Source organism: Mesorhizobium sp. M0768 (assembly GCF_040320195.1).
In the GTDB taxonomy this organism is placed as follows: Bacteria; Pseudomonadota; Alphaproteobacteria; order Rhizobiales; family Rhizobiaceae; genus Mesorhizobium.
Genome location: NZ_JAMYPD010000006.1, coordinates 1 through 26074, shown reverse-complemented (window position 1 = coordinate 26074; position 26074 = coordinate 1). Strand labels below are relative to the sequence as shown.

Below are 26074 nucleotides of genomic sequence, written 5' to 3'. Positions count from 1 at the left end.
GAGATTGATGATCACTACTCACTACTCACTACTGACTCTTCGCCAGAGACGCCAAAATGGCTGAAACTTCGGTCCGCAACTTCAACATCAATTTTGGCCCGCAACATCCAGCGGCGCACGGCGTTTTGCGCCTGGTGCTGGAGCTTGACGGCGAAGTCGTCGATCGCGTCGATCCGCATATCGGGCTGTTGCATCGCGGGACGGAAAAGCTGATCGAGCATAAGACTTACCTGCAGGCCGTGCCCTATCTCGACCGGCTCGACTATTGCGCGCCGATGAACCAGGAGCATGCCTTTGCGCTTGCCGCCGAGCGTCTGCTCGGCATCGAGGTGCCAAAGCGCGGCCAGTTGATCCGAGTGCTCTATTCGGAAATCGGCCGCATCATGTCGCATATCCTCAACGTGACGACGCAGGCGATGGATGTCGGCGCGCTGACGCCGCCGCTGTGGGGCTTCGTCGAGCGCGAAAAGCTGATGGTGTTCTATGAGCGTGCCAGCGGCTCGCGCATGCATGCCGCCTATTTCCGCCCCGGCGGCGTCCACCAGGACCTGCCGCAGAAGCTGATCGAGGACATTGGCAGCTGGATCGACCCGTTCCTGAAATCGGTCGACGACCTCGACTCACTCTTGACCGGCAACCGCATCTTCAAGCAGCGCAATGTCGACATCGCGACGGTGTCTCTGGCCGACGCCTGGGCCTGGGGTTTTTCCGGCGTCATGGTGCGCGGCTCGGGCGCGCCGTGGGACCTGCGCAAATCGCAGCCCTACGAATGCTATGCCGAGCTGGATTTCGACATTCCGATCGGCAAGAACGGCGACTGTTTCGACCGCTATCTGGTGCGCATGGAAGAGATGCGGCAGTCGGCGAAAATCATGCGCCAGTGCGTCGACCTGTTGCTCGGCAAGGAAGGCAGCGGGCCGGTGTCCAACCTTGACGGCAAGGTGGTGCCGCCGAAGCGCGCGGCGATGAAGCGCTCGATGGAAGCGCTGATCCATCACTTCAAGCTCTACACCGAAGGCTACCGCGTGCCGGCCGGCGAGGTCTATGCGGCGGTCGAGGCGCCGAAGGGCGAGTTCGGTGTCTATCTCGTCTCCGACGGCACCAACAAGCCCTATCGCTGCAAGCTGCGCGCGCCAGGCTTTGCCCATCTGCAGGCGATGGACTTTTTGTGCCGCGGCCACATGTTGGCCGACGTCACCGCGGTGCTGGGTTCACTCGACATCGTGTTTGGTGAGGTCGATCGGTAATGTTGGGAATGGCTCGACAGTCAAAGGCGTTTCTGGCCGCGGCATGCCTTGCTGCTTCCGCTGAAGTGTCGCTTGCTGGGTCCGGTGAGGGTCTCTCCTCAACCGATCTTCTCAAAGAGGGATTCAAGCTTGTTGCAGAAGGCGATCTGCTTACAGTCCGTGACTTGAGCACCCAGACCCCAGCAATGGATGAGGGCATTCTTGTCCATGGCCGGCCATCGACATCGTCCAACTGTGCGGTTTATGACGACCTCGTAGCGTCATTGATCCCCGAAGAATATCGTTGCAAACCAATAGCTTGGGTGTATAGCCGCTATGATGGATATATCCGCCTGAAGCGTGGAAATGAAGAGTTCGTATGCGTTTTGGGGCGATCCGAGGATTGCTATCACGCCTACAGCTCTAACCAGTAGAAACATAGAAGCGAAGTCGTAATGTCAGTCCGCCGTCTCGCAGAAGCCAGCCTCCAGCCAGCCTCGTTCGCCTTCAACAGGGCGAATGCGGCAGCGGCGAAGCTGTGGATCAAGAAATATCCGAAGGGGCGCGAGCAGTCCGCGATCATCCCCTTGCTCATGCTGGCGCAGGAGCAGGAAGGCTGGGTGACCAAGGCGGCGATCGAGACGATCTCCGACATGCTCGACATGCCCTATATCCGTGGGCTGGAAGTCGCCACCTTCTATACGCAATACCAGCTCAATCCGGTCGGCACCCGCGCTCATATCCAGGTCTGCGGCACCACGCCCTGCATGCTGCGCGGCTCGGAAGCGCTGATGGATGTGTGCCGCTCGAAAATCCATCACGACCAATTCCACACCAACGACAAGGGCACGCTGTCGTGGGAGGAGGTCGAGTGCCTCGGCGCCTGCGTCAACGCACCGATGGTGATGATATTCAAGGACACCTATGAGGATTTGACGCCGGAGCGGCTTGCCGAGATCATCGACCTCTATGACGCCGGCAAAGGTGCTTCGGTGACGCCAGGACCGCAAAACGGCCGCATCACCTCGGAGCCGGCCAGCGGCCTGACGACCCTCAAGAGCGAAAAGGCGATCCTCAAGGCGACCCGCGACCGGGAAACCAGGGCGGCGACCAAGGCCCCCAAGGATGCAGAGCCGGCGGCTGCCGCCGCAGCACCAGTTCCGCCAGCGGCTTCGGCCGCGCCTGCACCGGCGCCGGTTGCGCCCTCGAATGCCAGCAAGCCGAAAACCGACGCGGTCGAGACCAACCCGGCGCTGAAATCGCCGTCGGCGACGAAAGTCGCGCCCGCGGTGGAGAAGGCGGCGAGCGTCGCAGCGCCTCTGCATTCGGCCGCCAATGCCAACAAGGCCGAGCCGCAGGTCGAGGACGTCTCGAAACAGCGCAAGGGCCCAAAGAACAAGGCCGAGCCGGCGTCTGCCTTCAAGGCGCCGGAGGCCAAGGTCAAACCGGCGAAGACTGTCGCCAAGGCGACCAAGCCGCCGCCCGGAAACAAGAGCCGGCCGACCGGCAAGAAGCCGGTCTGAGGAACGAGCAATGCTTCAGGACAGAGACCGCATCTTCAACAACATCTACGGCCGCTTCGACAAGTCGCTGGCCGGCGCCATGGCGCGCGGCGCCTGGGACAACACGCCCGGCATCGTTGCCAAGGGGCGCGAGTGGATCGTCAACGAGATGAAGGCATCGGGCCTGCGCGGCCGCGGCGGCGCCGGTTTCCCGACCGGGCTCAAATGGTCGTTCATGCCCAAGCAAAGCGACGGCCGGCCGAGCTATCTCGTCGTCAATGCCGACGAATCCGAGCCTGGCACCTGCAAGGACCGCGACATACTGCGCCATGACCCGCACACGCTGGTCGAAGGCTGCCTGCTTGCCGGCTTCGCCATGGGCGCGGTCGCCGCCTACATCTATGTGCGCGGCGAGTTCATCCGCGAGCGCGAGGCGCTGCAACGCGCCATAGACGAGGCCTATGCGGCCAAGCTGATCGGCAAGAACAATACCTCCGGCTACGATTTCGACATCTACATGCACCATGGCGCCGGCGCCTATATCTGCGGCGAGGAAACGGCGCTGCTCGAAAGCCTCGAGGGCAAGAAGGGCCAGCCGCGGCTGAAGCCGCCATTTCCGGCCAATGTCGGCCTCTATGGCTGCCCGACGACGGTCAACAATGTCGAGTCCATCGCTGTCGCGCCGACCATCCTGCGCCGCGGTGCCGCCTGGTTCTCGTCCTTCGGCCGGCCCAACAATGTCGGCACCAAGCTGTTCTGCATCTCCGGCCACGTCAACAATCCGTGCACCGTCGAAGAGGCGATGTCGATCCCGTTCCGCGAACTGATCGAGACGCATTGCGGCGGCATCCGCGGCGGCTGGGACAACCTGCTGGCGGTCATTCCGGGCGGCGCCTCGGTGCCGCTGGTGCCGGCCGAGCAGATCATCGACGCGCCGATGGATTTCGATGCGTTGCGCGACCTGAAATCGGGCCTCGGCACGGCGGCTGTCATCGTCATGGACAAATCGACCGATATCGTGAAGGCGATCGCGCGGCTGTCCTATTTCTACAAGCACGAGAGCTGCGGCCAGTGCACGCCTTGCCGTGAGGGCACCGGCTGGATGTGGCGGGTGATGGAACGGCTGGTGCGCGGCGAGGCGCAGAAGCGCGAGATCGACATGCTGCTCGACGTGACGAAGCAGGTCGAGGGCCACACGATCTGTGCGCTGGGCGATGCGGCGGCGTGGCCGATCCAGGGCCTGATGCGGCATTTCCGCGGCGAGGTGGAGCGGCGCATCGACGAGTTTTCGCGCAACGCACACCGCGCCGAACCGGTGCTGGCGGCGGCGGAATAGAAGAATTCAAAATGCGGGCGAATGTCCGAAACGAGGAAACGAGCGCGGGGCAGACGGAAACGACCAGGAGACCACCTATGTCGCTGTTTTCGACACCCGACGATTTTACGCCCGATATGGACCCGTTGTTGAAGATGAACCAGGATCTGACCAGGATGATGCCGAAGGAGATGGCCAATGCCGTCAATCTCCTGGCGCATCCTGTCGCGGGCGCGGCGGCGATGACGGCACTCGGCATCGGCCTTGCCAACCACGCCTTTGGTATCTGGATGGGCGTGCTTTCAGGCGCCGCCGAGACCTCGCAGCGGCTTTGGCAACCGGTCGCCGAGGATTTCGAGGCGCGAACGGAACGCTTTTCCGCGACCGGCAAAAGCTCCTCGACCAAGGCGCGCGCGGCGACCAAAACCCTGATTGCCGAGGCGCAGTCCTTCGCCAACGATGTGACTGACATTGCGACGAGCACCGCTGCACGGAGCTTGGCGAATGCCAGCACCGTTGCAGCGGATGCGTCGGCCGGGCTGATGCCGGAGGATTTCAAGCAGCCCAAGCCGATGGATCGGCCAGCCGAGCCGGCCGACCTCAAGGCGATATCGGGCATCGGGCCGAAACTGGAAAAGGTGCTGAACGGCCTTGGCATCTGGACATACGCCCAGATCGCCGCGTGGACGCCGCAAGAGATCGCCTGGGTCGAAGATTACCTGTCGTTGAAGGGCCGCATCGGCCGTGACGGCTGGATCGGTCAGGCGGCCGCGTTGGCCGGGGCCAAAAAGTGAATTCAATATCGTGCGCGGTCTCGGCTGCGCCCGGAAGGAAAGATTGCGGAACGTCCGCAGGGGTTTGAGGCGAAATGGCAAAGCTCAAGGTCGACGGGAAAGAGATCACTGTACCCGACCATTACACGCTGCTGCAGGCGGCCGAGGACGCCGGCGCGGAAGTGCCGCGCTTCTGCTTTCATGAGCGGCTGTCGATCGCCGGCAATTGCCGCATGTGCCTGATTGAGGTGAAAGGCGGCCCGCCCAAGCCGCAGGCGTCCTGCGCCATGGGCGTGCGCGACCTGCGCCCCGGCCCGAACGGCGAGCCGCCGGAAATCTTCACCAACACGCCGATGGTCAAGAAGGCGCGCGAAGGCGTGATGGAATTCCTGCTGATCAACCATCCGCTGGACTGCCCGATCTGCGACCAGGGCGGCGAGTGCGACCTGCAGGACCAGGCGATGGCGTTCGGAGTCGATTCCTCGCGCTACCATGAGAACAAGCGGGCGGTCGAAGACAAGTATATCGGGCCGCTGGTCAAGACCATCATGAACCGCTGCATCCATTGCACGCGCTGTGTCCGCTTTACCACCGAGATTGCCGGCATCTCCGAGCTCGGCCTGATCGGCCGCGGCGAGGATGCCGAGATCACCACCTATCTCGAAAGCGCGATGACTTCGGAACTGCAAGGCAATGTCATCGACCTTTGCCCGGTCGGTGCGCTGACCTCCAAACCTTACGCCTTCCAGGCACGGCCGTGGGAACTGACCAAGACCGAATCCATCGACGTGATGGACGCCGTCGGCTCGGCGATCCGCGTCGATAGCCGAGGCCGCGAAGTGATGCGCATCCTGCCGCGTACCAACGAGGCGGTGAACGAGGAGTGGATTTCCGACAAGACCCGCTTCATCTGGGATGGTCTGCGCACGCAGCGCCTCGACCGCCCCTATGTGCGCAAGGACGGCAGACTGGCCCCGGCAAGCTGGGCCGAGGCTTTTGCCGCGATCAAGGAAGCGGTGTCGAATGCGGCACCCGAAAAGATCGGTGCCATTGCCGGCGATCTCGCAGCCGCCGAGGAGATCTACGCGCTGAAGCTTCTGATGGCTTCGCTCGGCTCGAAGAACACCGACTGCCGCCAGGACGGCGCAGCACTCGATCCGTCGCTCGGCCGGGCGAGCTATGTGTTCAACCCGACCATCGAAGGCATCGAACAGGCCGATGCGGTGCTGATCATCGGCGCCAATCCGCGCTTCGAGGCATCCTTGCTCAACGCCCGCATCCGCAAGCGCTGGCGGGCCGGCAATCTGCCGGTCGGCGTCATCGGCGATGTCGGCGATACACGCTATGATTACGAGCAGCTCGGCGCCGGGCCGGAATCGCTGAAGGATCTGGCCGACGGTAACGGCAAGTTCTTCCAGCTGCTGAAGAAGGCGACGCATCCGCTGATCATCGTCGGACAGGGTGCGCTGGCGCGTCCGGACGGGGCGGCCGTGCTCGGCCAGGCGGCGAAGCTCGCCGTCGCCGTCAACGCCGCCAGGGCCGACTGGAACGGCTTTGCCGTGCTGCACACCGCCGCGGCACGCGTCGGCGGCCTCGATGTCGGGTTTGTGCCGGGCGAGGGCGGCAGGAACGTCGCCGCCATGCTGGGCGAGACCGATGTGTTGTTCCTGCTCGGTGCCGACGAAATCGACATGGCCAAGACCGGCGGCGCTTTCGTCGTCTATATCGGCACGCATGGCGACAAGGGCGCGCATCGCGCCAACGTCATCCTGCCGGGTGCCGCCTATACCGAGAAGTCGGGCACCTTCGTCAACACCGAGGGGCGCGTGCAGCAGACCAACCGGGCCGGCTTCGCGCCCGGCGAGGCGCGCGAGGACTGGGCGATCCTTCGGGCACTGTCGGATGTGCTCGGCAAGAAGCTGCCGTTCGATTCGCTGCCGCAGCTACGCGCAAAGCTCTATGCGGAATACCCGCATCTTGCCCGCATCGACCATGTCGCGGCCGGCGACCCGGCCGACATCGCCAGGGTTGCCAAGCTCGGCGGGCGGCTGAACAAGGGCACCTTCACCTCGCCGGTCAAGGATTTCTACCTGACCAACCCGATCGCGCGGGCTTCCGCGGTGATGGCGGAGTGCTCGGCTTTGGCGAAGAACGGCTTCAGGCAGGCGGCGGAGTAGACATGGACACCTTCTTCTCCTTCTACGTGCTGCCGGCGCTGCTGATCCTTTTGAAGTCGGTCGTGCTGATCGTCGTTCTGTTGATCTTCGTCGCCTATGTGCTTTACGCCGACCGCAAGATCTGGGCGGCGGTGCAATTGCGCCGAGGCCCGAATGTCGTCGGCCCATGGGGCACGCTACAGGCCTTCGCCGATCTGCTGAAATTCGTCTTCAAGGAACCGGTGATACCGTCCGGCGCCAACAAGGGCGTTTTCCTGCTGGCGCCTTTGGTGTCGGCGGTGCTGGCGATCTCGGCCTGGGCGGTGATCCCGGTCAATGAAGGCTGGGCGATCGCCAACGTCAATGTCGGCATCCTCTATGTCTTCGCCATCTCCTCGCTCGAGGTCTATGGCGTGATCATGGGCGGCTGGGCGTCCAATTCGAAATACCCCTTCCTCGGCGCGCTGCGCTCGGCGGCGCAGATGGTGTCCTACGAAGTCTCCATCGGTTTCGTCATCGTCACAGTGCTGCTTTGCGTCGGCTCGCTCAATCTGTCCGACATCGTCTTGTCGCAGCAGGATGGGTTGGGCACGCGGCTCGGCCTGCCCAATACCTTCCTCGACTGGCATTGGCTGTCGCTGTTCCCGATGTTCATCGTCTTCTTCATCTCGGCGCTGGCGGAAACCAACCGTCCGCCCTTCGATCTCGTGGAAGCCGAATCGGAACTCGTCGCCGGCCATATGGTCGAATATTCCTCGACGCCGTTCCTGCTGTTCTTCCTCGGCGAATATGTCGCCGTCGTCCTGATGTGCGCGCTGGCCACCATCCTGTTCCTTGGCGGCTGGCTGCCACCCTTCAACTTCGCGCCGTTCACCTGGGTGCCGGGGCTGATCTGGTTCGTGCTCAAGGTCTGCCTGGTATTCTTCATGTTCTCCATGGTGAAAGCGTTCGTGCCGCGCTATCGCTACGATCAGCTGATGCGGCTCGGCTGGAAGGTCTTCCTGCCGATCTCGCTGTTCATGGTGGTCGCCACCGCCGCCTTCCTCAAGATCACGGGGTTTGCGTGATGACATATGAAATTGGGGGAGCGATCGGTGGCGTTGTTTTTGCGGCTGTCGAGTTCTTTCTACTTCGCGCTTATTGGTTGAAGCCCGAACTTCCACTGAAAAACCGACGTGTCCTAAGAGGCGTTGCCTTTTTCGGTTTTGCCTTTCTGCCAATAGTTGGATGGATTCAAGGTATGAAACTTTCGGGAGCCCTTTGATGTCCGCTCTTTCTCAGGCCGCCAAGTCACTGCTTTTGCAGGATTTCGTCAGCGCTTTCTTCCTATCGATGCGCCAGTTCTTCGCGCCGAAGGAGACGATCAACTATCCGCATGAAAAGGGGCCGGTCAGCCCGCGCTTCCGTGGCGAACATGCGCTGCGCCGCTACCCGAACGGCGAGGAACGCTGCATCGCCTGCAAATTGTGCGAGGCGATCTGCCCGGCACAGGCCATCACCATCGAAGCCGGCCCACGCCGCAACGACGGCACACGGCGCACCGTGCGCTACGACATCGATATGGTGAAATGCATTTACTGCGGCTTCTGCCAGGAAGCCTGCCCGGTCGACGCCATTGTCGAGGGCCCGAATTTCGAATTCGCGACGGAGACGCGCGAGGAGCTTTATTACGACAAGGACAGGCTCCTGGCCAATGGCGACCGCTGGGAGCGTGAACTGGCGCGCAACATCTCGCTGGATGCGCCTTACCGCTGATATTTGACGCATGGACGGGGCGAGGGGCCTCGTTTAAGGAACACGCAACTTGCCGACCGGAGGCGGTGGCAAAAAACAGGACGAACGTCCTGTTCGGACAGGAAACCCGGGGGAACCCATGCTGAGTGGACTAGAGGCGGCCTTTTTCTACCTCTTCGCCTTTGTCGCGGTGGCATCGGCGTTCATGGTCATATCGGCGCGCAATCCCGTGCATTCGGTGCTGTTCCTGATCCTGACCTTCTTCAACGCCGCCGGCCTGTTCATGCTGACCGGCGCCGAGTTCCTGGCGATGATCCTGCTCGTCGTCTATGTCGGCGCGGTGCTGGTGCTGTTCCTGTTTGTCGTCATGATGCTCGACGTCGACTTCGCCGAAATGAAGGAAGGCGCCCTGCAATATGCACCGATCGGCGCGCTGGTCGGGCTGATCCTGGCGGCGGAGCTGATCGTGGTGCTCGGCGGCTATACATTCGCGCCGAAACTGGCGGCGACAGTCGCCAAGCCCATTCCGGACCTGGCCGCGCGCTCGAACACGGCAGCGCTCGGCGACATCCTCTATACGGATTACCTCTATTATTTCCAGGTGGCTGGGCTGGTGCTGCTGGTCGCCATGATCGGCGCCATCGTGCTGACGCTGCGCCACAAGCCGGGCGTCAAGCGGCAGTCGATCGCCGCCCAGGTCGGCCGCACGGCAGCAACCGGAGTGGAAATCCGCAAGGTCAAGACGGGCGAAGGAGTCTGAGATGGTCGTCGGTATCGCGCACTACCTGACCGTATCGGCGATCCTGTTCACGCTCGGCGTGTTCGGCATCTTCCTGAACCGCAGGAACGTCATCGTCATCCTGATGTCGATCGAGCTGATCCTGCTTGCGGTCAACATCAATTTCGTCGCCTTCTCGGCGGCGCTCGGCGATTTGGTAGGCCAGGTGTTCGCACTGTTCGTGCTGACGGTCGCGGCGGCCGAAGCGGCGATCGGCCTTGCCATTCTCGTCGTCTTCTTCCGCAACCGCGGCTCGATCGCGGTCGAAGACGTGAACATGATGAAGGGTTGACGGAACCACCATGTATCAGGCCATCGTCTTCCTTCCGCTGCTCGGCTTCTTGATCGTCGGCCTGTTCGGCACTTCGCTCGGGGCCAAGGCTTCAGAATACATCACCTCCGGCTTCCTGGTGATCGCGGCTGTGCTGTCGTGGGTCGCCGTCTTCTCGGTCGGCTTCGGCGGCGGCGAGGTGTTCACCGTGCCGGTGCTGCGCTGGATCCAGTCTGGCGGCCTTGAAGCGTCGTGGGCGCTCAGGATCGACACACTGACGGTGGTCATGCTGGTCGTCGTCAACACGGTGTCGTCGCTGGTCCACATCTACTCGATCGGCTACATGCATCACGACCCGGACCGGCCGCGCTTCTTCGCCTATCTGTCGCTGTTTACCTTCGCCATGCTGATGCTGGTGACAGCCGACAACCTCGTGCAGATGTTCTTCGGCTGGGAAGGCGTCGGCCTTGCCTCCTATCTGCTGATCGGCTTCTGGTACAAGAAGCCGTCGGCCAATGCGGCTGCGATCAAGGCCTTCGTCGTCAACCGCGTCGGTGATTTCGGCTTTGCGCTCGGCATATTCGGCGTGTTCGTGCTGTTCGGCTCGGTCAATCTCGGCACCATCTTCGCCAATGCGGCGACGTTCATTCCGGCCGAAGGCGCGCCGCAAGGCGCGGCCGTGCTGACCTTCCTCGGCTATGCGCTCGATAAGCAGGCTGCGATGACGGTCGTCTGCCTGCTCCTGTTCATGGGCGCCATGGGCAAGTCGGCGCAGGTGCCGCTGCACACCTGGCTGCCGGATGCCATGGAGGGCCCGACGCCGGTCTCGGCACTGATCCATGCCGCGACCATGGTGACGGCAGGCGTGTTCATGCTGGCGCGGTTGTCGCCGCTGTTCGAGCTGTCGCATTCGGCCCTGACGGTGGTCACCTTCATCGGCGCTTTCACCGCCTTCTTCGCGGCGACCGTCGGTCTCGTCCAGAACGACATCAAGCGCGTCATCGCCTATTCGACCTGTTCGCAGCTCGGCTACATGTTCGTGGCGCTCGGCGTCGGCGCCTATGGCGCAGCGATTTTCCATCTGTTCACCCACGCCTTCTTCAAGGCGCTGCTATTCCTCGGCTCGGGCTCGGTCATCCACGCCGTCTCCGACGAGCAGGACATGCGCAAAATGGGCGGCCTGAGGACGCTGATCCCGACGACTTACTGGATGATGGTGATCGGCACGCTGGCGCTGACCGGTGTCGGCATTCCGGTAACGATCATCGGCACGGCCGGCTTCTTTTCCAAGGACGCCATCATCGAAGCGGCCTTCGCCGGCCACAATGCGGTCGCCGCGTTTGCCTTCATATTGCTGGTCATTGCTGCCTGCTTCACCTCCTTCTACTCCTGGCGGCTGATCTTCATGACCTTCCACGGCGAGCCGCGGGCCAGCCACGAGGTCATGCACCATGTCCATGAATCGCCACCGGTCATGCTGGTACCGCTGTTCATCCTGGCGGCGGGCGCGCTGTTCGCCGGCGTGATCTTCCACGGCGCCTTCATTGGCGAGGGCTATGCCGAATTCTGGAAGGCGTCGCTGTTCACGCTGCCGGACAACCACATCCTGCACGAAATCCACGAAGTGCCGTTGTGGGTCGAGCTGTCACCGTTCATCGCCATGCTGATCGGCTTTGCGATTGCCTGGCAGTTCTATATTCGCGCGCCGGAAATGCCTCGGAGCGTCGCCGCCAACCATCGCCTGCTCTACGCCTTCCTGCTCAACAAATGGTATTTCGACGAGCTCTACGACTTCCTGTTCGTGCGGCCGGCAAAGCGCCTCGGCAGCTTCCTGTGGAAGACCGGCGACGGCACCGTCATCGATGGGCTTGGGCCGGACGGCATTTCGGCGCGCGTCGTCGACGTCACCAACCGGGTCGTCAAGCTGCAGACCGGCTATCTCTACCACTATGCCTTCGCCATGCTGATCGGCGTTGCCGCACTCGTCACCTGGATGATGCTCTGATGACCGCCTGGCCGATCCTATCGCTGGTCACCTTCCTGCCGCTGGTTGGTGTGCTGCTCATCCTTTTCGTGCGTGACGACAGCGAGAACGCGCGCCGCAACATCCGCGCCATCGCGTTGTTCACGACCGCGTTCACCTTCGTGGTTTCGCTGTTCATCTGGACCGGCTTCGACAATTCGCAGCCCGGCTTCCAGTTCGTCGAGAAGTTTGCCTGGCTGGATTCCGGCATCTCCTACCATATGGGCGTAGACGGCATCTCCATGCTGTTCGTCATCCTGACCACCTTCCTGATGCCGCTCTGCATCCTCGCCTCGTGGGAATCGATCGAGAAGCGCGTCAAGGCCTATATGATCGCCTTCCTGCTGCTCGAGACGCTGATGATCGGCGTGTTCTGCGCGCTCGACATCGTCTTGTTCTACGTCTTCTTCGAAGCCGGCCTGATCCCGATGTTCATCATCATCGGCGTGTGGGGCGGCAAGCGGCGCGTCTATGCCTCGTTCAAGTTCTTCCTCTATACGCTGGCCGGCTCGGTGCTGATGCTGCTCGCCATCATGGCGATGTTCTTCCAGTCCGGCACCACCGATATCCCGACGCTTCTGACGCATAACTTCCCGGCCAATATGCAGACCTGGCTATGGCTTGCCTTCTTCGCGTCCTTCGCGGTGAAGATGCCGATGTGGCCGGTGCACACCTGGCTGCCGGACGCGCATGTCGAAGCACCGACGGCCGGCTCGGTAATCCTGGCCGCCATCCTGCTCAAGATGGGCGGGTACGGCTTCCTGCGCTTTTCGCTGCCGATGTTTCCGATCGCATCCGAAATGTTCGCGCCGCTGATCTTCACGCTCTCCGTTGTCGCCATCATCTACACCTCGCTGGTGGCGCTGATGCAGGAGGACATGAAGAAGCTGATCGCCTATTCGTCGGTCGCTCACATGGGCTTCGTTACCATGGGCATCTTCGCGATGAACCAGGAAGGCGTCCAGGGTTCGATCTTTCAGATGCTGTCGCACGGCCTGGTCTCCGGCGCGCTGTTCCTCTGCGTCGGCGTCGTCTACGACCGCATGCATACGCGTGACATCGACGCCTATGGCGGGTTGGTCAACAACATGCCGAAATATGCAACCGTGTTCATGATCTTCACCATGGCCAATGTCGGCCTGCCCGGCACCAGCGGCTTCGTCGGCGAGTTCCTGACCATGCTCGGCGTGTTCCGGGTCAACACCTGGGTAGCGTTCTTCGCCGCCACGGGCGTCGTCCTTTCGGCGGCCTATGCGCTCTGGCTCTACCGCAAGGTGATCTTCGGCGCGCTGACCAAGGAAAGCCTGAAAGGCCTGCTCGACCTGTCGACGCGCGAGAAGGTGATCATCTATCCGCTGGTCGCGCTGGTCATCTTCTTCGGCGTCTATCCGGCGCCGATCTTCGACGCGACCGCCGAATCGGTCAAGGCGCTCGTTACCAATGTCACCGCATCCATCGGCGCCGCGCAGACCGCGGCGGCGAACTGACTGGGGGTTTGCGAACCATGACGCCGGACCTTCTCTCAAGCCTGTCGCTCTCGACGCCAGAGCTGATCCTCGCCCTCGGCGCCTTGGCGCTGTTGATGCTCGGCGCCTATTCTCGCGCCAACACCACTGTCACGGTGAGCGGCCTTGCCGTCGCCGTGCTGGTGATCGCCGGCGCCTGGCTGATCTTTTCGCCGGGACAGGGCAACGCCTATGGCGAAGCCTTCATCCAGGACCCATTCGCCCGCTTCATGAAGGTGCTGGCGCTGGTCGGCTCGGCGGTGACGCTGGTCATGTCGGTCCGCTTTGCCCAGGCGGAGCGTTTCGACAAGTTCGAATATCCGGTGCTGATCCTGCTCTGCACGCTCGGCATGATGCTGATGATCTCGGCCAACGGCATGATCGGGCTCTATCTCGGCCTCGAGCTGCAATCGCTGGCGATCTACGTGCTGGCGGCGATCAACCGCGACAATCTGCGCTCGACCGAGGCCGGGCTGAAGTACTTCGTCCTTGGCGCGCTGTCATCGGGCATGCTGCTTTACGGCATCTCGCTGGTCTACGGCTACACCGGCAACACCGGCTTCCAGGAGATCGCCGCGGCGCTGAGCGGCGGCGAGCGCCAGCTCGGCCTCGTCTTCGGCCTGGTTTTTGTGCTGGCCGGCCTTGCCTTCAAGATCTCGGCGGTGCCGTTCCATATGTGGACGCCCGACGTCTATGAAGGCGCGCCGACGCCGGTGACGGCTTTTCTGGCGGCGGCACCGAAGATGGCGGCGATGGCGCTGATGGTGCGCGTCACCATGGGCGCCTTCAAGCCGATCGCCGCCGACTGGCAGCAGATCATCGTCTTCATCTCGATCGCCTCGATGGCACTTGGTGCCTTCGCGGCCATCGGCCAGACCAACATCAAACGGCTGATGGCCTATTCCTCCATCGGCCATATGGGTTATGCTCTGGTCGGCCTTGCCGCCAACAGCCAGGACGGCGTGCGCGGCGTCGCCATCTACATGCTGATCTATCTGGTGATGACGCTCGGCACCTTCGCCTTCATCCTCGCCATGCGGCGAAAGGAGGGCAATGTCGAGCAGATCAGCGATCTCGCCGGCCTGTCGGCGACCAATCCGATCATGGCGACGATCCTCACCATCCTGATGTTCTCGCTGGCCGGCATCCCGCCGCTCGCCGGCTTCTGGGGGAAATGGTACGTGTTCCTCGCCGCCATCAATGCCAACCTCTACGCGCTGGCGATCATCGGCGTGCTCGCGTCTGTGGTGGGCGCCTACTATTATCTGCGCATCATCAAGATCATGTGGTTCGACGAACCGGTCGGCGGCTTCGTGCCGATGGCGTCCGAACTGCGCGTCGTGCTCGGCGCCTGCGGCGCTTTCGTGCTGTTCTACGTGCTGATCGGCGGCCCGATCGGAACCTACGCCGCTGCCGCAGCCAAGACCTTCTTCTGACGGAATGACGTTCAGGCTGGCTCCAACCGCGGCTTCGGACGGGTTCCGGCTCGAGGCGCACGACACGGTCGGCTCCACCAACGCGCTGGCGCTGGAGCACGCACGGGCCGGCGATCCGGGCAAACTCTGGGTCGTCTCCAAAAAGCAGGAAGCGGGCCGTGGCCGCCGTGGCCGCGCCTGGGCGACGCCCGAGGGTAATCTGGCAGCGACGTTGCTGGTGATCACCAACACCGAGCTTCGGCTTGCCGCGACGCTCGGCTTCGTTGCCGGACTGGCGCTGGCCGACGCGCTCGACGCCGTCGTGCCGAAGGGCAGGATCGCGATCGGCCTCGATGGTGCGAGCCAAGGCAAGAACCGTTTCGAACTGAAATGGCCGAACGATGTGCTTGCCTCGGGCGCCAAGCTCGCCGGCATCCTGCTGGAATCGGCGATGCTGGATGGCGACCGTTCGGCGGTGGCTGTCGGTATCGGCGTCAACGTGGTGGCTTATCCCAAGGATTTGCCTTATCCAGCGACGTCGCTCAGCGCGCTGGGGTCTGCTTGCGATGCCGAGACGCTGTTTCTGGCGCTGTCGGATGCCTGGAGCGAGAATGCGCGGCTGTGGAACGAAGGGCGTGGGCTTGCCGCCGTCAGGCGGCGCTGGCTGGCGCGTGCGGCGGGGCTTGGCGGGCAGGTTGCTGTCAGAATTGACGGTAATGTGGTGCGCGGCACCTTCGAGACCATTGACGAGGACTGCCGTTTCGTGATCCGCGACGATGAAGGTTCGGTTCTGACGATCGCCGCCGGCGACGTGCATTTCGGCGCGGTTGCCTCGGCCGGCGTTTGACCGGCCAATACGTTTGACTGGCCAGGTATTTGACCAGCTTGAATTTGACCGGCCGACAATTTTGACCGGCCCACAATTTTGACCGGCCCGCAATTTTGACCGGCAAGGAAGGAAAGACCATGGCGACAGCGGAAAACGCCGAACTTGTCTTCGTGCCGCTTGGCGGTGTCGGCGAGATCGGCATGAACTTCGCCCTCTACGGCTATGGGCCGGCCAATGCGCGCGAATGGATCGTGGTCGACGTCGGCGTCACCTTTCCCGATGCAACCCTGCCCGGCGTCGACCTGGTTCTGCCCGACACACGCTTCATCGAGGAGAATGTCGCCAATCTGCGCGGCATCGTCATCACCCATGCGCATGAGGACCATTACGGGGCGTTGCACGATATCTGGCCGAAGCTCAAGGCGCCGGTGTGGATGACGCCGTTCAGCGCCGGCCTGCTGGAAGCCAAGCGGCAGGGCGAGCAAGGGGCGCCGAAGATCCCGGTGACGATCTACCGGGCCGGCGAGAAATTCACCGTCGGCCCGTTCGAGATCGAGGCCATCCCTGTTGCGCACTCCATTCCCGAACCGATGTCGCTGGCGATCACGACGCCGGCCGGCGTCGTCATCCACACCGGCGACTGGAAGATCGATCCGGCGCCGACGGTCGGGCCGATGACCGACGAGGCGCGCTTCCGAGCCTATGGCGACAAGGGCGTGCTGGCGCTGGTCTGCGATTCCACCAATGCGATGCGGGAAGGGGAATCGCCGTCCGAAGTGGCGGTGGGCGAGGGCCTCAAGAGCGTCATCCAGAACGCCAAGGGCCGGGTCGCCGTCACCAGCTTCTCCTCCAATGTCGGGCGTATCGTCTCCATCGCCAAGGCGGCGCGGGATGCCGGCCGCCAGTGCCTGGTGATTGGCCGCTCGATGAAGCGAGTCATCGATGTGGCTGATGAACTCGGCTATATGGACGGGTTGCCGGAATTCATCGCCGAGGAGGATTACGGCTTCATCCCGCGCGAAAACCTCGTCATCATCTGCACCGGCAGCCAGGGCGAGCCGCTTGCCGCACTTGCCAAGCTGTCGCGCGACGAGATGAAGTCGGTGGCGCTGACGGCTGGCGACACGGTGGTGTTTTCCTCGCGCACCATTCCCGGCAACGAGAAGGCGATCCTCGAAATCAAGAACCGCCTGATCGATCTCGGCATCAAGATCATCGAGGACGGCGATGCGCTGGTGCATGTCTCCGGCCATCCACGCCGCAGCGAATTGCGCAAGATGTATGAATGGGTGCGGCCGCAGATCGGCGTTCCCGTGCATGGCGAAGCGGCGCATCTGGTGGCGCAGGGCTCGCTGATGTCGACGTCCGGCATCGGCCAGGTCGCGCAGGTGCGCGACGGCGACATGCTCAGGCTGTATCCGGGTGCCGCCGCCATCATCGACCAGGTGCCGTTCGGCCGCATCTACAAGGATGGAAGGCTGATCGGCACCGACCAGGCGATGGGCATTCGCGACCGCCGCAAGCTGTCCTTTGCCGGCCATGTCGCCGTCAATGTCGTGCTCGACGACAAATACGAGCTTGCCGGCGATCCCGATCTGGTCGCCATCGGCGTCGCCGAGGCCGACGGCAGCGGTGAGAGCCTGGAAGACCTGATGATCGATGCGGCAATCGGCGCCGTGGACTCCATCCCCCGCCAGCGCCGAAAAGACCTCGACCTGGTCCAGGAGGCGGTGCGGCGCGCGGTGCGCGGCGCGGCCAACGAAGCCTGGGGCAAGAAGCCGCTGGTGACGGTGTTCGTCACAAGATGAGGAGTAGGGGAGTATGGCAGTAGGGGAGTAGGGAAGAACAGATAGTTTGCACTCTCCAAACTTGTTTTCCCTACTCCCGTACTCCCCTATTCCCTACTCCCCTAACCGGGAGCACTCTATGCTCGGACGCCTCAACCATGTCGCGCTTGCGGTGCCGGATCTGGCCGCGGCTGCGGCGGTCTATCGCGATATGCTTGGCGCGCGCGTGACCGCGCCGCAGGCGCTGCCGGAGCATGGCGTTACGGTGGTGTTCGTCGATGTCGGCAACACCAGGATCGAGTTGCTCGAGCCGCTCGGCGAAGCCTCGCCGATCGCCGCATTCCTCGCGAAGAATCCGTCCGGCGGCATGCACCATGTCTGCTATGAGGTGGACGACATTGTTGCGGCGCGCGACCGTCTCAAGGCCAGCGGCGCGCGCGTGCTCGGCGACGGCAATCCGAAGATCGGCGCACATGGCAAGCCGGTATTGTTTCTGCACCCCAAGGATTTCTTCGGCACGCTGGTCGAACTGGAGCAAGCATGAGTTGGGTTTCGTTTATCGCCCTGTTCTTCGCCACGTGGTGGGTGGTGTTGTTCGCCGTCCTGCCGTTCAGCATGCGGACGCAGGACGAGGATCGGGACGTGACGCTTGGCACGGTTCCGAGCGCACCGCGCGGACCGCACATGCTGCGCGCCGCGCTGCGCACGACGATAGCCACGCTGGTCCTCATGGGTATCTTCTACGGCATCACGAGAGGGCTTGGCCTCGGCATCGACGACATCCCGCACATCGTGCCGGATTTCAACCAGAGCCCAGCGCATTAGCCGGCTACCTACCGTGTCCGACTATCCCAGCCTAGCCGAGGCTCTGAAATCAAGCTGAGCCAGCAAGGTCAACCCAAAGTAAAGGCCGGGGCGGGTCTGGGCTGACGCAACGTCATGTAGGTTGGTAATCTGTCGTGCTAACCAGATGATTGCACAAAAAAAATGCAAGGCGCGAGGCCTTGCAATTTAAACGCGTCCGATCTGTTTCCGGTGTCCGGCGGCAGCGAGTTACCGCGCCTAGATCGCATCCTCCCAAGACTTTGACCGCGTAGGAGGGCAGATTTTTCTCTACCCTCTCGGTTATGGGGGCACACTAGCCTAAGGCGGGTGAAAATGTCACGAAGAATTTTGCCCAGAAACAGGCAATCTCGTGCTGCAGTGCACAATAGTACGGCAGGCGTTGCTTGCGAAACGCCCAGCAAGCCGTGTGCGGCAATTGCGGCGCCTGTGCAGCGCCTGGGCCGGGTTTCCATTCCGCCATGAAATGGCTATGAAGCCGGGGCAAGCAAGCCTGCGCTGCGCCGATTCCGGCGCCGCCATCCTCTCTCACGGACCAGTTCATGCGTTTGTCGCGCTATTTCCTGCCCATCCTCAAAGAAAATCCGCGCGAGGCCGAGATCGTCTCGCATCGGCTGATGCTGCGCGCCGGCATGATCCGCCAGCAGGGGCAGGGCAGCTTTTCCTGGCTGCCGCTCGGCAAGCGGGTGCTGGACAAGGTCTGCCGGATTATTCGCGAGGAGCAGAATCGCGCCGGTGCACTCGAAATCCTGATGCCGACCATCCAATCGGCCGAGCTGTGGCGCGAAAGCGGCCGCTATGAAGACTACGGCAAGGAGATGCTGCGCATCAAGGACCGGCAAGACCGCGATATGCTCTACGGGCCGACCAACGAGGAGATGGTCACCGAGATCTTCCGCTCCTATGTCAAGTCCTACAAGGACCTGCCGCTCAATCTCTATCACATCCAGTGGAAGTTTCGCGACGAGGTGCGCCCACGCTTCGGCGTCATGCGTTCGCGCGAGTTCCTGATGAAGGACGCCTATTCCTTCGACCTCGATTATGAAGGCGCCAAGGCCGCCTATAACCGCATGTTCGTGTCCTATCTCAGGACGTTTACGCGCATGGGGCTGCAGGCCATTCCGATGCGCGCCGACACCGGGCCGATCGGCGGCGACCTCAGCCATGAGTTCATCATCCTGGCCGACACCGGCGAGAGCCAGGTGTTCTGCCATCGCGACTATCTCTCGCTTGAGGTGCCGGGGGCAGACACTGATTTTTCGAACGACGCCGAGATCGGCGGCATCGTCAAGACGTGGACGACGCCCTATGCCGCCACCGACGAGATGCATGACGAGGCGGCGTGGGAGAAGGTGCCCGCGCGCGACCGGGTCTCGGCGCGCGGCATCGAGGTTGGGCATATCTTCCATTTCGGCGACAAATATTCCAAGCCGATGGGCGCCAAGGTGACCGGGCCGGACGGCAAGGATCATTTCGTTTCTGGCGGTTCCTACGGCATCGGCCCGTCCAGGCTGGTCGCGGCGATCATCGAGGCCAGCCATGACGATAACGGCATCATCTGGCCGGAGGCGGTGGCACCGTTCGATGTCGGCCTGATCAACATGAAGGCTGGCGATGCCGAATGCGACCGCGTCTGCGGCGAGCTGAATGCCGCCTTTGCCGCCGCCGGCAAGGAGGTGCTCTACGACGACACCGACCAGCGGCCGGGCGGCAAGTTCGCCACCGCCGACCTGATCGGGCTCCCGTGGCAGGTGATCGTCGGGCCGCGTGGTGTCGCCGCCGGCGAGGTCGAGATCAAGAACCGCAGGACCGGCGAGCGCGAGACGCTGCCGATCGGCGACGTGAAAAAGCGTTTCGGTGCCGCCGCATGAACGAAGCGGCGGCAGCAAGACCATCGGGCGCCGGGCCTTTTTCCGGCTTCGAACGCTTGGTGGCGTGGCGCTATCTGCGCTCGCGTCGCAAGGAGACGGTGATCTCGGTGATCGCCTCGATCTCCTTCCTCGGCATCATGCTAGGCGTCGCCACGCTGATCGTCGTCATGGCGGTCATGAACGGCTTTCGCGCCGAACTGCTGACGCGCATCCTCGGCGTCAACGGACACCTGATCGTGCAGCCGCTCGACATGCCGCTGGAGGACTATGGCCAGGTCGCCGGCCGCATCAACGGCGTGCCCGGCGTCAAATATGCCATTCCGCTGATCGACGGGCAGGTACTGGCGCAAGGCAATGTCGGTGGCGGCACCGGCGCGCTGGTGCGCGGTATACGCGGCGAGGATCTCGGCAAGATCACGATCGTCGCCAACAACATCAAGGCGGGCTCGATCGTCGGCTTCGACACCGGCGAGGGCGTCGCCATCGGCAGCCGCATGGCCGAGAATCTCGGCCTTGTGCTCGGCGATACGATCACGCTGATCTCGCCCGAGGGCGACGTCACGCCGCTCGGCACGACGCCGCGCATGAAAGGCTATCCGATAACCGCGATCTTCGAGGTCGGCATGTCGGAATATGACAGCTCCATCGTCTACATGCCGTTTTCGGAAGCGCAGCTTTACTTCAACATGGACGGCCGGGCGCAGACGATCGAGATTTACGCCGACAATCCCGACAATATCGACGCGCTGAAGCCGAAGGTCGAAGAGGCGGCGCAACGGCCGATCACCCTCGTCGATTGGCGGGAGCGTAACAAGACGTTCTTCGACGCGCTGCAGGTCGAGCGCAACGTCATGTTCATGATCCTGACGCTGATCGTGCTGGTGGCGGCGCTCAACATCATTTCCGGCCTGATCATGCTGGTGAAGGACAAGGGCCACGACATCGCCATCCTGCGCACCATGGGCGCCACGCGCGGTGCGATCCTGCGCATCTTCCTGATGACCGGGGCTGCGATCGGCGTTGTCGGCACCATCGCCGGCGTGCTGCTCGGCATCGTGATCTGCCTCAACGTCGAGCGCATCCGCCAGTTCTTCTCCTGGCTGGCCAACGAGCGGCTGTTCAATCCCGAGCTTTATTTCCTAAGCCAGCTGCCGGCCCGCATGGATGCCAGCGAGACGATCTCGGTCGTTCTCATGGCTTTGGCGCTGTCGTTCCTGGCGACACTGTTTCCGGCATGGCGCGCGGCCAGGCTCGATCCGGTCGAAGCGCTGAGGTACGAATGATGGCCGAGGCCATTATCGAGCTGAAGAGCGTCGAACGCCATTATGTACAGGGGCCGCGCAAGCTGACCATCCTGAACGGCGCCGATTTTTCGCTGAAACGTGGCGAGATGGTGGCGCTTGTGGCGCCGTCGGGCACCGGCAAGTCGACGCTGCTCCACACCGCCGGGCTGCTGGAGCGACCGGACGCCGGCGATGTGATCCTGGCGGGGCGCGCCTGCGGCCGGCTTTCCGACGACGAGCGCACGGCGATCCGCCGCAACGATGTCGGCTTCGTCTACCAGTTCCATCATTTGTTGCCTGAGTTTTCTGCGCTGGAAAACATCATGATGCCGCAGCTGATAAAAGGGCTGCCGCGCAAGGAGGCGGCCGAGCGGGCGGCGCAATTGCTCGACTATATGCAGATCGGCAAGCGGGCACAGCATCGCCCCTCCGAGCTCTCCGGCGGCGAGCAGCAGCGGGTCGCCATTGCGCGTGCCGTCGCCAATGCGCCGCTGGTGCTTTTGGCCGACGAGCCGACCGGCAATCTCGACCCGGTGACCGCTTCCTATGTGTTCGAGGCGCTGGCAGCACTGGTCCGGCAATCGGGCCTGGCGGCGCTCATCGCCACCCACAATCACGAGCTCGCCTCGCGCATGGACCGCCGCGTGACGCTGGCCGACGGCAAGGTTGTGCCGCTTTAGAGTGCGCTGCAATCGAGGCGATGACGGCCTGCGAGCCGTGCGCCGTCCCGCCGCTTTCGCGCGCCTGTCGGCCGCGAAACGCTCGGCATTTCCCTCTCAACCCTTTCTTAACCCTGTCGAAATGACCGAGCGCAATTCCGGTGACGCCCGGACTGCGGTCGTTGACATTCGAACAAAATTAGAACAAAATACGAACATACTAACAACAGGAGAGAGTTATGACCGATCTTGTTCAGGATGTCGTCTCGCTGGTGTGCATGAGCACGTTCCTCATTTCCATGGCAATCTGGATCGGCGCGATGTGAGGATTGAGCTCAAGGGCGGGCTCGATGCTGATGAGCGAGGGCCGCCTTCGCATATTGGCGCAGGCATTGGGCGAGTGTTTCAGCCGGCCTTGCGGGATACTTCGACAGGCGACACCGCGGCGGGCCCGAACACGTCCTCGAAAGCGGATTTCAGCGCCAGGTCGAGGTCGGCCATGGTTACGGGAAGGCCGAGGTCGACAAGGCTGGTGACGCCGTGATCCTGGACGCCGCACGGCACGATGCCGCTGAAATGGCTAAGGTCCGGCTCGACATTGATGGCGATGCCGTGAAAGCTCACCCAGCGCCTCAGCCTGATGCCGATGGCGGCGATCTTGTCCTCGGCCGCCGAGCCGTCGGGCAAAGCGGGGCGGTCCGGCCGAACCACCCAGACGCCGACGCGGTCCTCGCGGCGTTCGCCGCGTACGTTGAAGGCGGCCAGCGAGCCGATGATCCATTGTTCGAGTGCGGCGACGAAGGCGCGGACATCCTCGCGCCGCCGCTTCAGGTCGAGCATGACGTAGGCGACGCGCTGGCCCGGCCCATGATAGGTGTATTCGCCGCCACGCCCGGCGGCAAAGACCGGGAAACGGTCCGGCTCGATCAGGTCCTCGATGCGGGCGCTGGTGCCGGCGGTGTAGAGCGGCGGGTGCTCGACCAGCCAGACCATCTCACCGGCGGCGCCGCTGCGGATTGCCTCGGCGCGCGCCTCCATCACGGCGAGCGCATCGGGATAGGCGGTGAGCCCGGGCTCGATGCGCCATTCGACCGGCGCCGAGCCGGGCAAGGGCAGGAACGACGTGGCGATCTGGCTGCGTTCTGTCATGATATCTCGTCTCGCCACTCATATGGCGGCAATCGGTACAAACGTCCAGTTCCGGCACGTTCGGCCCTTGAACAGTTATGCCGATGTCCGGCCGATTATTGCTGGCCGCGCACTTGTTTCACCGGAAACGATTTGCTACACGCCGCGGGCCGGTTGGTTCCGGCTCCTACCACGTGCGGTCGTGGCGGAATTGGTAGACGCGCAGCGTTGAGGTCGCTGTGGGGCAACCCGTGGAAGTTCGAGTCTTCTCGACCGCACCATTAAATTTGTGAACTGGCTCTCCTAACTCATTGAAATGTCATTCCGACAGTTCCCCCTCGCTCGGGGATGCTTGGAATTCCTGCTGTAATGCGATACACTCTGCGATACAAAATGAGATACATCGCGAGATTGGCCCATGCGAAAAGAGGCTGTCGCAGAGCCCGGCAGGGACCCAGATCGCTACCTCATCCAACGCGACGGGATTTTCTATTATCATCGGCGAGTGCCCGCCAAGCTGGCCGGCATCGACGATCGAGGCAGCTTCATTCGCAAGTCTTTGGGAACGGACGAGCGCCGCCTCGCACGTGCAATGCGCGACAGGCTTGAAGACGCGGATAAGACCCTGTGGGCCGTGCTTCTTTGCGGCGGCGAGATAAGATCAGCACTTGATCAGTATCGGGACGCCGTTCGCCGAGCTGAAGCCATGGGCGTTTCCTACCTTTCAAACGGACAAGTGGCAGGCTTTCAGAATGTTGATGCGATCTTGAAGCGTGTCGAGGCGCTGGAGCGCGTTCAAGCGGCCCCCGCCGTGGCCGATGCTCTCCTCGGCGGTGTGCCAGTGCCGCCGGTCAAAATCTCAGACGCTTTTGATCTCTATGCCGACGAGATCATGGCACATGAAGTTGGAGGCAAGAGCCAGTCTCAGCGCCGAATGTGGAGGAAAGTAAAGCAGAGGGCCGTCAGCAATTTTATCGCCCTGGTCGGCGACAAGCCGATCGGTGAAATCACGCGCGAGGATGGACTGGCCTTCTACCGATTTTGGCTCAAGCGCGTTGCGCCGTCGCCCGACGTCGGCCCCGCAACACATTCCGCGTCGGCCGGCAATCGAGATCTCGGCAACATGCGGGATCTCTACAGGCGCTATTTCGCTCACCTGGGCGAAGAACAAAAAGGCACCCCATTTGATGACCTCCGCTTTTCGGAGCGTGGCAAGCGCCGTCGTAAACGGCCGTCATTCGACCCCAAATGGATATCCGATCAGATCATGAGGCCTGGCGCTTTAGCATCCCTGGATGCTCAAGCGCGCCGATGCGTTCTGGCGCTGATCGAGACAGGCGCGCGGCCAAGCGAGATCTGCAATCTCGATCAGACCGTGATCTTCCTTGACACACCCGTTCCCTACATTCGCATCACCCCACGGGAGGACCCTGATGATCCGCGCGAAATCAAGACCGAATGGTCCGTGCGAGATGTGCCGCTGGTAGGCGTCGCGCTGGAAGTTTTTAGGAAAAATCCGCAGGGCTTTCCGCGCTACCGCAATCGTGAAGAGGCACTTTCTGCAAACCTGAATAAGTTCTTTAAAACACAGAAGCTTTTCCCGACACCGAAGCACAAGATTTACTCGCTCCGGCACAGTTTCGAGGATCGTATGAAGGAGGCAGGAATCGACAGCGAGCTTCGCAAAATCTTGATGGGCCATACGATAGAGCGGGTAGAGTATGGTACGGGCGGTTCACTGCAATGGCGGCGCGACGAACTCACTAAAATTGCTTTGCCTTTTGATCCCGAGATCGTTTGAGCCGTTCCCGGGCGCGCAGCATTGTGCCCCTCTCTGCAATAATTTTCTTCTTTTCGCGTTCGAGACGCTCGTAAATCGGAAGATACGCTCGTCCATTGTCGCCTGCCTTGTGGATGGCTAGGGCGAGCGTATCCAGAGCGCGGTCAATTCTCTCTAAGGTCACGGGCTCAGGATCCGTGCTGACCTGTGGTAGAACACAGGTCATTTTCTGTTCCCATGTCTGTTTTCTGTTCGACGATGACACAGACGAGATAATGGCAGGAGGAACAGGTGAAAAAAGCGATTTGCCTCTCGCATCGTGCAGCGGCGGTACTTCGACCTAGAAATCGGAAAACACACTTGCTAACTTTAGCTAGCCACATCCGGTCACATGAATTGCTGAGCGGACTCAGGCGGGTCGATGCCCTTGAAGCGGACATGAGGCCGAATCGATCCACAGGCTGTCGGCGGGCCGGAATGCCTCATCCGATCCGTATCCATCCGGTGAAGACCGCAGACGTGCGTATCCGGCGGCCATGAGCACCGCGGTGCTGGGGTCAAGCTTTCGATGGGGAGACGCGATGATATTCTTCGAGGGGGAGTTTTACCTCCTCGATGCCTTCATCGGTGAAGGCCAAGATCCCGTCGTCATCGTTGGCGCCGTAGACCCAGATGACGCCGTCCTCGGGCTCGAGACCGAGCGTCAGGTCCTGGATGAGCGCTTCGCTGACGCCGAGGTCCCTGGCGACACGATCGACGGTGTAGACGTGATGCACCTTATTGCGCTGCATGATCAGCCGCCGCTGATTGGGTCCGCAGTTGTGCGGATCTCCAATTCCACGGCAGCAAATCATCGATCCGATGGGCTAGGTGGGCTGCGATGCGCGCCAGGATATCGGCGAGCCAGGCCTGAGGGTCGATATCGTTCATCTTGGCGCTGACGATCAGGCTGTAGAGAACGGCAGCGCGCTGTCCGCCGCGATCGGAACCGCAGAACAGCCAGGACTTTCTGCCGAGAGCCATCTCGGGGTCATTCTGCCCATGTTGGGCAGGAGGTCGAGGTCCATTACCGTTGGCACCCGTATTTCGGACATCGGCTTCGCTGCGAGAACAGCGAAGAGCGCGCCAACGGCCGGATCATTCATCTCGTCGTCGCGCCCGGGCATGTCATTACCGCTCCGGCCTGGATGATCGAT

Annotated in this window: 23 protein-coding genes, 1 tRNA gene and 1 pseudogene; 21 read left to right on the top strand and 4 right to left on the bottom strand. The window is 62.4% G+C overall.

All coding sequences use genetic code 11. The features are described 5' to 3' along the window. Positions 1 to 56: 56 nt before the first annotated feature. The 19 genes from NKI08_RS10230 to NKI08_RS10140 all read left to right on the top strand — a co-directional run bounded on the left by NKI08_RS10230 (position 57) and on the right by NKI08_RS10140 (position 21991). Positions 57 to 1247 (top strand): NADH-quinone oxidoreductase subunit D, encoded by a 1191-nt coding sequence (locus tag NKI08_RS10230; RefSeq protein WP_352768831.1) that lies wholly within the window; start codon positions 57 to 59, stop codon positions 1245 to 1247. A 434-nt stretch (positions 1248 to 1681) separates the two neighbouring features. Then, positions 1682 to 2749: an NADH-quinone oxidoreductase subunit NuoE gene (nuoE, locus tag NKI08_RS10225; protein ID WP_352768828.1), complete on the top strand. Its 1068-nt coding sequence runs from the start codon at positions 1682 to 1684 to the stop codon at positions 2747 to 2749. A 10-nt stretch (positions 2750 to 2759) separates the two neighbouring features. Next, positions 2760 to 4064, top strand: coding sequence for an NADH-quinone oxidoreductase subunit NuoF (gene nuoF / locus NKI08_RS10220; protein WP_023676626.1), 1305 nt, complete (start codon positions 2760 to 2762; stop codon positions 4062 to 4064). 77 nt (positions 4065 to 4141) lie between these two features. Continuing rightward, on the top strand, positions 4142 to 4837 hold the full coding sequence (locus NKI08_RS10215) for a helix-hairpin-helix domain-containing protein (protein WP_352458243.1): 696 nt from the start codon (positions 4142 to 4144) through the stop codon (positions 4835 to 4837). A 74-nt stretch (positions 4838 to 4911) separates the two neighbouring features. Continuing rightward, the gene (gene nuoG / locus NKI08_RS10210; RefSeq protein WP_352768825.1) at positions 4912 to 6993 is read left to right on the top strand and encodes an NADH-quinone oxidoreductase subunit NuoG; all 2082 of its coding nucleotides are present in this window, start codon (positions 4912 to 4914) and stop codon (positions 6991 to 6993) included. 2 nt (positions 6994 to 6995) lie between these two features. Next, a complete protein-coding gene (gene nuoH / locus NKI08_RS10205) occupies positions 6996 to 8039 on the top strand; it encodes an NADH-quinone oxidoreductase subunit NuoH (RefSeq protein WP_292663045.1) in 1044 nt (347 codons plus the stop codon). 196 nt (positions 8040 to 8235) lie between these two features. Next, positions 8236 to 8727: an NADH-quinone oxidoreductase subunit NuoI gene (gene nuoI, locus NKI08_RS10200; RefSeq protein WP_023676622.1), complete on the top strand. Its 492-nt coding sequence runs from the start codon at positions 8236 to 8238 to the stop codon at positions 8725 to 8727. 118 nt (positions 8728 to 8845) lie between these two features. Beyond that, positions 8846 to 9466, top strand: a complete 621-nt coding sequence (locus NKI08_RS10195) for an NADH-quinone oxidoreductase subunit J (protein WP_023676621.1) — start codon at positions 8846 to 8848, stop codon at positions 9464 to 9466. 1 nt (position 9467) lies between these two features. Next, positions 9468 to 9776: an NADH-quinone oxidoreductase subunit NuoK gene (gene nuoK / locus NKI08_RS10190; RefSeq protein ID WP_023676620.1), complete on the top strand. Its 309-nt coding sequence runs from the start codon at positions 9468 to 9470 to the stop codon at positions 9774 to 9776. Positions 9777 to 9786: 10 nt separating this feature from the next. Continuing rightward, positions 9787 to 11760 (top strand): NADH-quinone oxidoreductase subunit L, encoded by a 1974-nt coding sequence (gene nuoL / locus NKI08_RS10185; protein WP_352768822.1) that lies wholly within the window; start codon positions 9787 to 9789, stop codon positions 11758 to 11760. Then, positions 11760 to 13265, top strand: coding sequence for an NADH-quinone oxidoreductase subunit M (locus NKI08_RS10180; RefSeq protein ID WP_352681670.1), 1506 nt, complete (start codon positions 11760 to 11762; stop codon positions 13263 to 13265). The genes nuoL and NKI08_RS10180 overlap by 1 nt, the downstream gene beginning before the upstream one ends. Positions 13266 to 13282: 17 nt before the next feature. Further along, entirely contained in the window at positions 13283 to 14719 is a 1437-nt protein-coding gene (nuoN, locus tag NKI08_RS10175; RefSeq protein ID WP_352768819.1) for an NADH-quinone oxidoreductase subunit NuoN, read from the top strand. A gap of 4 nt (positions 14720 to 14723) precedes the next feature. Continuing rightward, entirely contained in the window at positions 14724 to 15545 is an 822-nt protein-coding gene (locus tag NKI08_RS10170; RefSeq protein WP_352768816.1) for a biotin--[acetyl-CoA-carboxylase] ligase, read from the top strand. A gap of 119 nt (positions 15546 to 15664) precedes the next feature. Beyond that, on the top strand, positions 15665 to 17335 hold the full coding sequence (locus NKI08_RS10165; RefSeq protein WP_352450006.1) for a ribonuclease J: 1671 nt from the start codon (positions 15665 to 15667) through the stop codon (positions 17333 to 17335). A 118-nt stretch (positions 17336 to 17453) separates the two neighbouring features. After that, positions 17454 to 17858, top strand: coding sequence for a methylmalonyl-CoA epimerase (mce, locus tag NKI08_RS10160; protein ID WP_352768813.1), 405 nt, complete (start codon positions 17454 to 17456; stop codon positions 17856 to 17858). Then, positions 17855 to 18139 (top strand): DUF1467 family protein, encoded by a 285-nt coding sequence (locus NKI08_RS10155; RefSeq protein WP_352470241.1) that lies wholly within the window; start codon positions 17855 to 17857, stop codon positions 18137 to 18139. The genes mce and NKI08_RS10155 overlap by 4 nt, the downstream gene beginning before the upstream one ends. A gap of 560 nt (positions 18140 to 18699) precedes the next feature. Then, positions 18700 to 20028: a proline--tRNA ligase gene (gene proS / locus NKI08_RS10150; protein WP_352470242.1), complete on the top strand. Its 1329-nt coding sequence runs from the start codon at positions 18700 to 18702 to the stop codon at positions 20026 to 20028. Beyond that, entirely contained in the window at positions 20025 to 21311 is a 1287-nt protein-coding gene (locus NKI08_RS10145; RefSeq protein ID WP_352768809.1) for a lipoprotein-releasing ABC transporter permease subunit, read from the top strand. Before proS ends, NKI08_RS10145 begins: the two co-directional genes overlap by 4 nt. After that, a complete protein-coding gene (locus NKI08_RS10140; RefSeq protein ID WP_254818120.1) occupies positions 21308 to 21991 on the top strand; it encodes an ABC transporter ATP-binding protein in 684 nt (227 codons plus the stop codon). The genes NKI08_RS10145 and NKI08_RS10140 overlap by 4 nt, the downstream gene beginning before the upstream one ends. A 384-nt stretch (positions 21992 to 22375) precedes the next feature. Here the strand turns inward: NKI08_RS10140 and lipB are convergent, their stop codons facing one another. Continuing rightward, on the bottom strand, positions 22376 to 23119 hold the full coding sequence (lipB, locus tag NKI08_RS10135) for a lipoyl(octanoyl) transferase LipB (RefSeq protein WP_352450002.1): 744 nt from the start codon (positions 23117 to 23119) through the stop codon (positions 22376 to 22378). 175 nt (positions 23120 to 23294) lie between these two features. Here lipB and NKI08_RS10130 point away from each other — a divergent pair. Both NKI08_RS10130 and NKI08_RS10125 read left to right on the top strand, forming a co-directional pair. Further along, positions 23295 to 23379: transfer RNA gene (locus NKI08_RS10130), tRNA-Leu, on the top strand. A 137-nt stretch (positions 23380 to 23516) separates the two neighbouring features. Next, positions 23517 to 24899, top strand: coding sequence for a DUF6538 domain-containing protein (locus NKI08_RS10125; protein ID WP_352768806.1), 1383 nt, complete (start codon positions 23517 to 23519; stop codon positions 24897 to 24899). A gap of 536 nt (positions 24900 to 25435) precedes the next feature. Here the strand turns inward: NKI08_RS10125 and NKI08_RS10120 are convergent. The 3 genes and pseudogenes from NKI08_RS10120 to NKI08_RS10110 form a co-directional block, all read right to left on the bottom strand. After that, a complete protein-coding gene (locus tag NKI08_RS10120; RefSeq protein ID WP_352768804.1) occupies positions 25436 to 25669 on the bottom strand; it encodes a hypothetical protein in 234 nt (77 codons plus the stop codon). Next, positions 25656 to 25901 (bottom strand): annotated as a pseudogene (locus NKI08_RS10115) (transposase domain-containing protein); the annotation flags it as partial. The gene NKI08_RS10120 and the pseudogene NKI08_RS10115, both read right to left, overlap by 14 nt. Next, a partial coding sequence (locus NKI08_RS10110) for a hypothetical protein (protein WP_352769199.1) occupies positions 25823 to 26074 on the bottom strand: 252 nt, incomplete at its 5' end. The gene NKI08_RS10110 and the pseudogene NKI08_RS10115, both read right to left, overlap by 79 nt.

Bases quoted from the DNA above. Each gene is read 5' to 3' on its own strand.
- NKI08_RS10155 (WP_352470241.1), top strand. From the start codon at position 17,855: ATGAGTTGGGTTTCGTTTATCGCCCTGTTCTTCGCCACGTGGTGGGTG.
- nuoI (WP_023676622.1), top strand. From the start codon at position 8,236: ATGTCCGCTCTTTCTCAGGCCGCCAAGTCACTGCTTTTGCAGGATTTC.
- NKI08_RS10165 (WP_352450006.1), top strand. From the start codon at position 15,665: ATGGCGACAGCGGAAAACGCCGAACTTGTCTTCGTGCCGCTTGGCGGT.
- NKI08_RS10195 (WP_023676621.1), top strand. From the start codon at position 8,846: ATGCTGAGTGGACTAGAGGCGGCCTTTTTCTACCTCTTCGCCTTTGTC.
- nuoG (WP_352768825.1), top strand. From the start codon at position 4,912: ATGGCAAAGCTCAAGGTCGACGGGAAAGAGATCACTGTACCCGACCAT.
- NKI08_RS10170 (WP_352768816.1), top strand. From the start codon at position 14,724: ATGACGTTCAGGCTGGCTCCAACCGCGGCTTCGGACGGGTTCCGGCTC.
- NKI08_RS10125 (WP_352768806.1), top strand. From the start codon at position 23,517: ATGCGAAAAGAGGCTGTCGCAGAGCCCGGCAGGGACCCAGATCGCTAC.
- NKI08_RS10145 (WP_352768809.1), top strand. From the start codon at position 20,025: ATGAACGAAGCGGCGGCAGCAAGACCATCGGGCGCCGGGCCTTTTTCC.
- NKI08_RS10215 (WP_352458243.1), top strand. From the start codon at position 4,142: ATGTCGCTGTTTTCGACACCCGACGATTTTACGCCCGATATGGACCCG.
- NKI08_RS10180 (WP_352681670.1), top strand. From the start codon at position 11,760: ATGACCGCCTGGCCGATCCTATCGCTGGTCACCTTCCTGCCGCTGGTT.
- NKI08_RS10140 (WP_254818120.1), top strand. From the start codon at position 21,308: ATGATGGCCGAGGCCATTATCGAGCTGAAGAGCGTCGAACGCCATTAT.
- nuoH (WP_292663045.1), top strand. From the start codon at position 6,996: ATGGACACCTTCTTCTCCTTCTACGTGCTGCCGGCGCTGCTGATCCTT.
- NKI08_RS10230 (WP_352768831.1), top strand. From the start codon at position 57: ATGGCTGAAACTTCGGTCCGCAACTTCAACATCAATTTTGGCCCGCAA.
- lipB (WP_352450002.1), bottom strand. From the start codon at position 23,119: ATGACAGAACGCAGCCAGATCGCCACGTCGTTCCTGCCCTTGCCCGGC.
- proS (WP_352470242.1), top strand. From the start codon at position 18,700: ATGCGTTTGTCGCGCTATTTCCTGCCCATCCTCAAAGAAAATCCGCGC.
- mce (WP_352768813.1), top strand. From the start codon at position 17,454: ATGCTCGGACGCCTCAACCATGTCGCGCTTGCGGTGCCGGATCTGGCC.
- nuoK (WP_023676620.1), top strand. From the start codon at position 9,468: ATGGTCGTCGGTATCGCGCACTACCTGACCGTATCGGCGATCCTGTTC.
- NKI08_RS10120 (WP_352768804.1), bottom strand. From the start codon at position 25,669: ATGCAGCGCAATAAGGTGCATCACGTCTACACCGTCGATCGTGTCGCC.
- nuoL (WP_352768822.1), top strand. From the start codon at position 9,787: ATGTATCAGGCCATCGTCTTCCTTCCGCTGCTCGGCTTCTTGATCGTC.
- nuoN (WP_352768819.1), top strand. From the start codon at position 13,283: ATGACGCCGGACCTTCTCTCAAGCCTGTCGCTCTCGACGCCAGAGCTG.
- nuoF (WP_023676626.1), top strand. From the start codon at position 2,760: ATGCTTCAGGACAGAGACCGCATCTTCAACAACATCTACGGCCGCTTC.
- nuoE (WP_352768828.1), top strand. From the start codon at position 1,682: ATGTCAGTCCGCCGTCTCGCAGAAGCCAGCCTCCAGCCAGCCTCGTTC.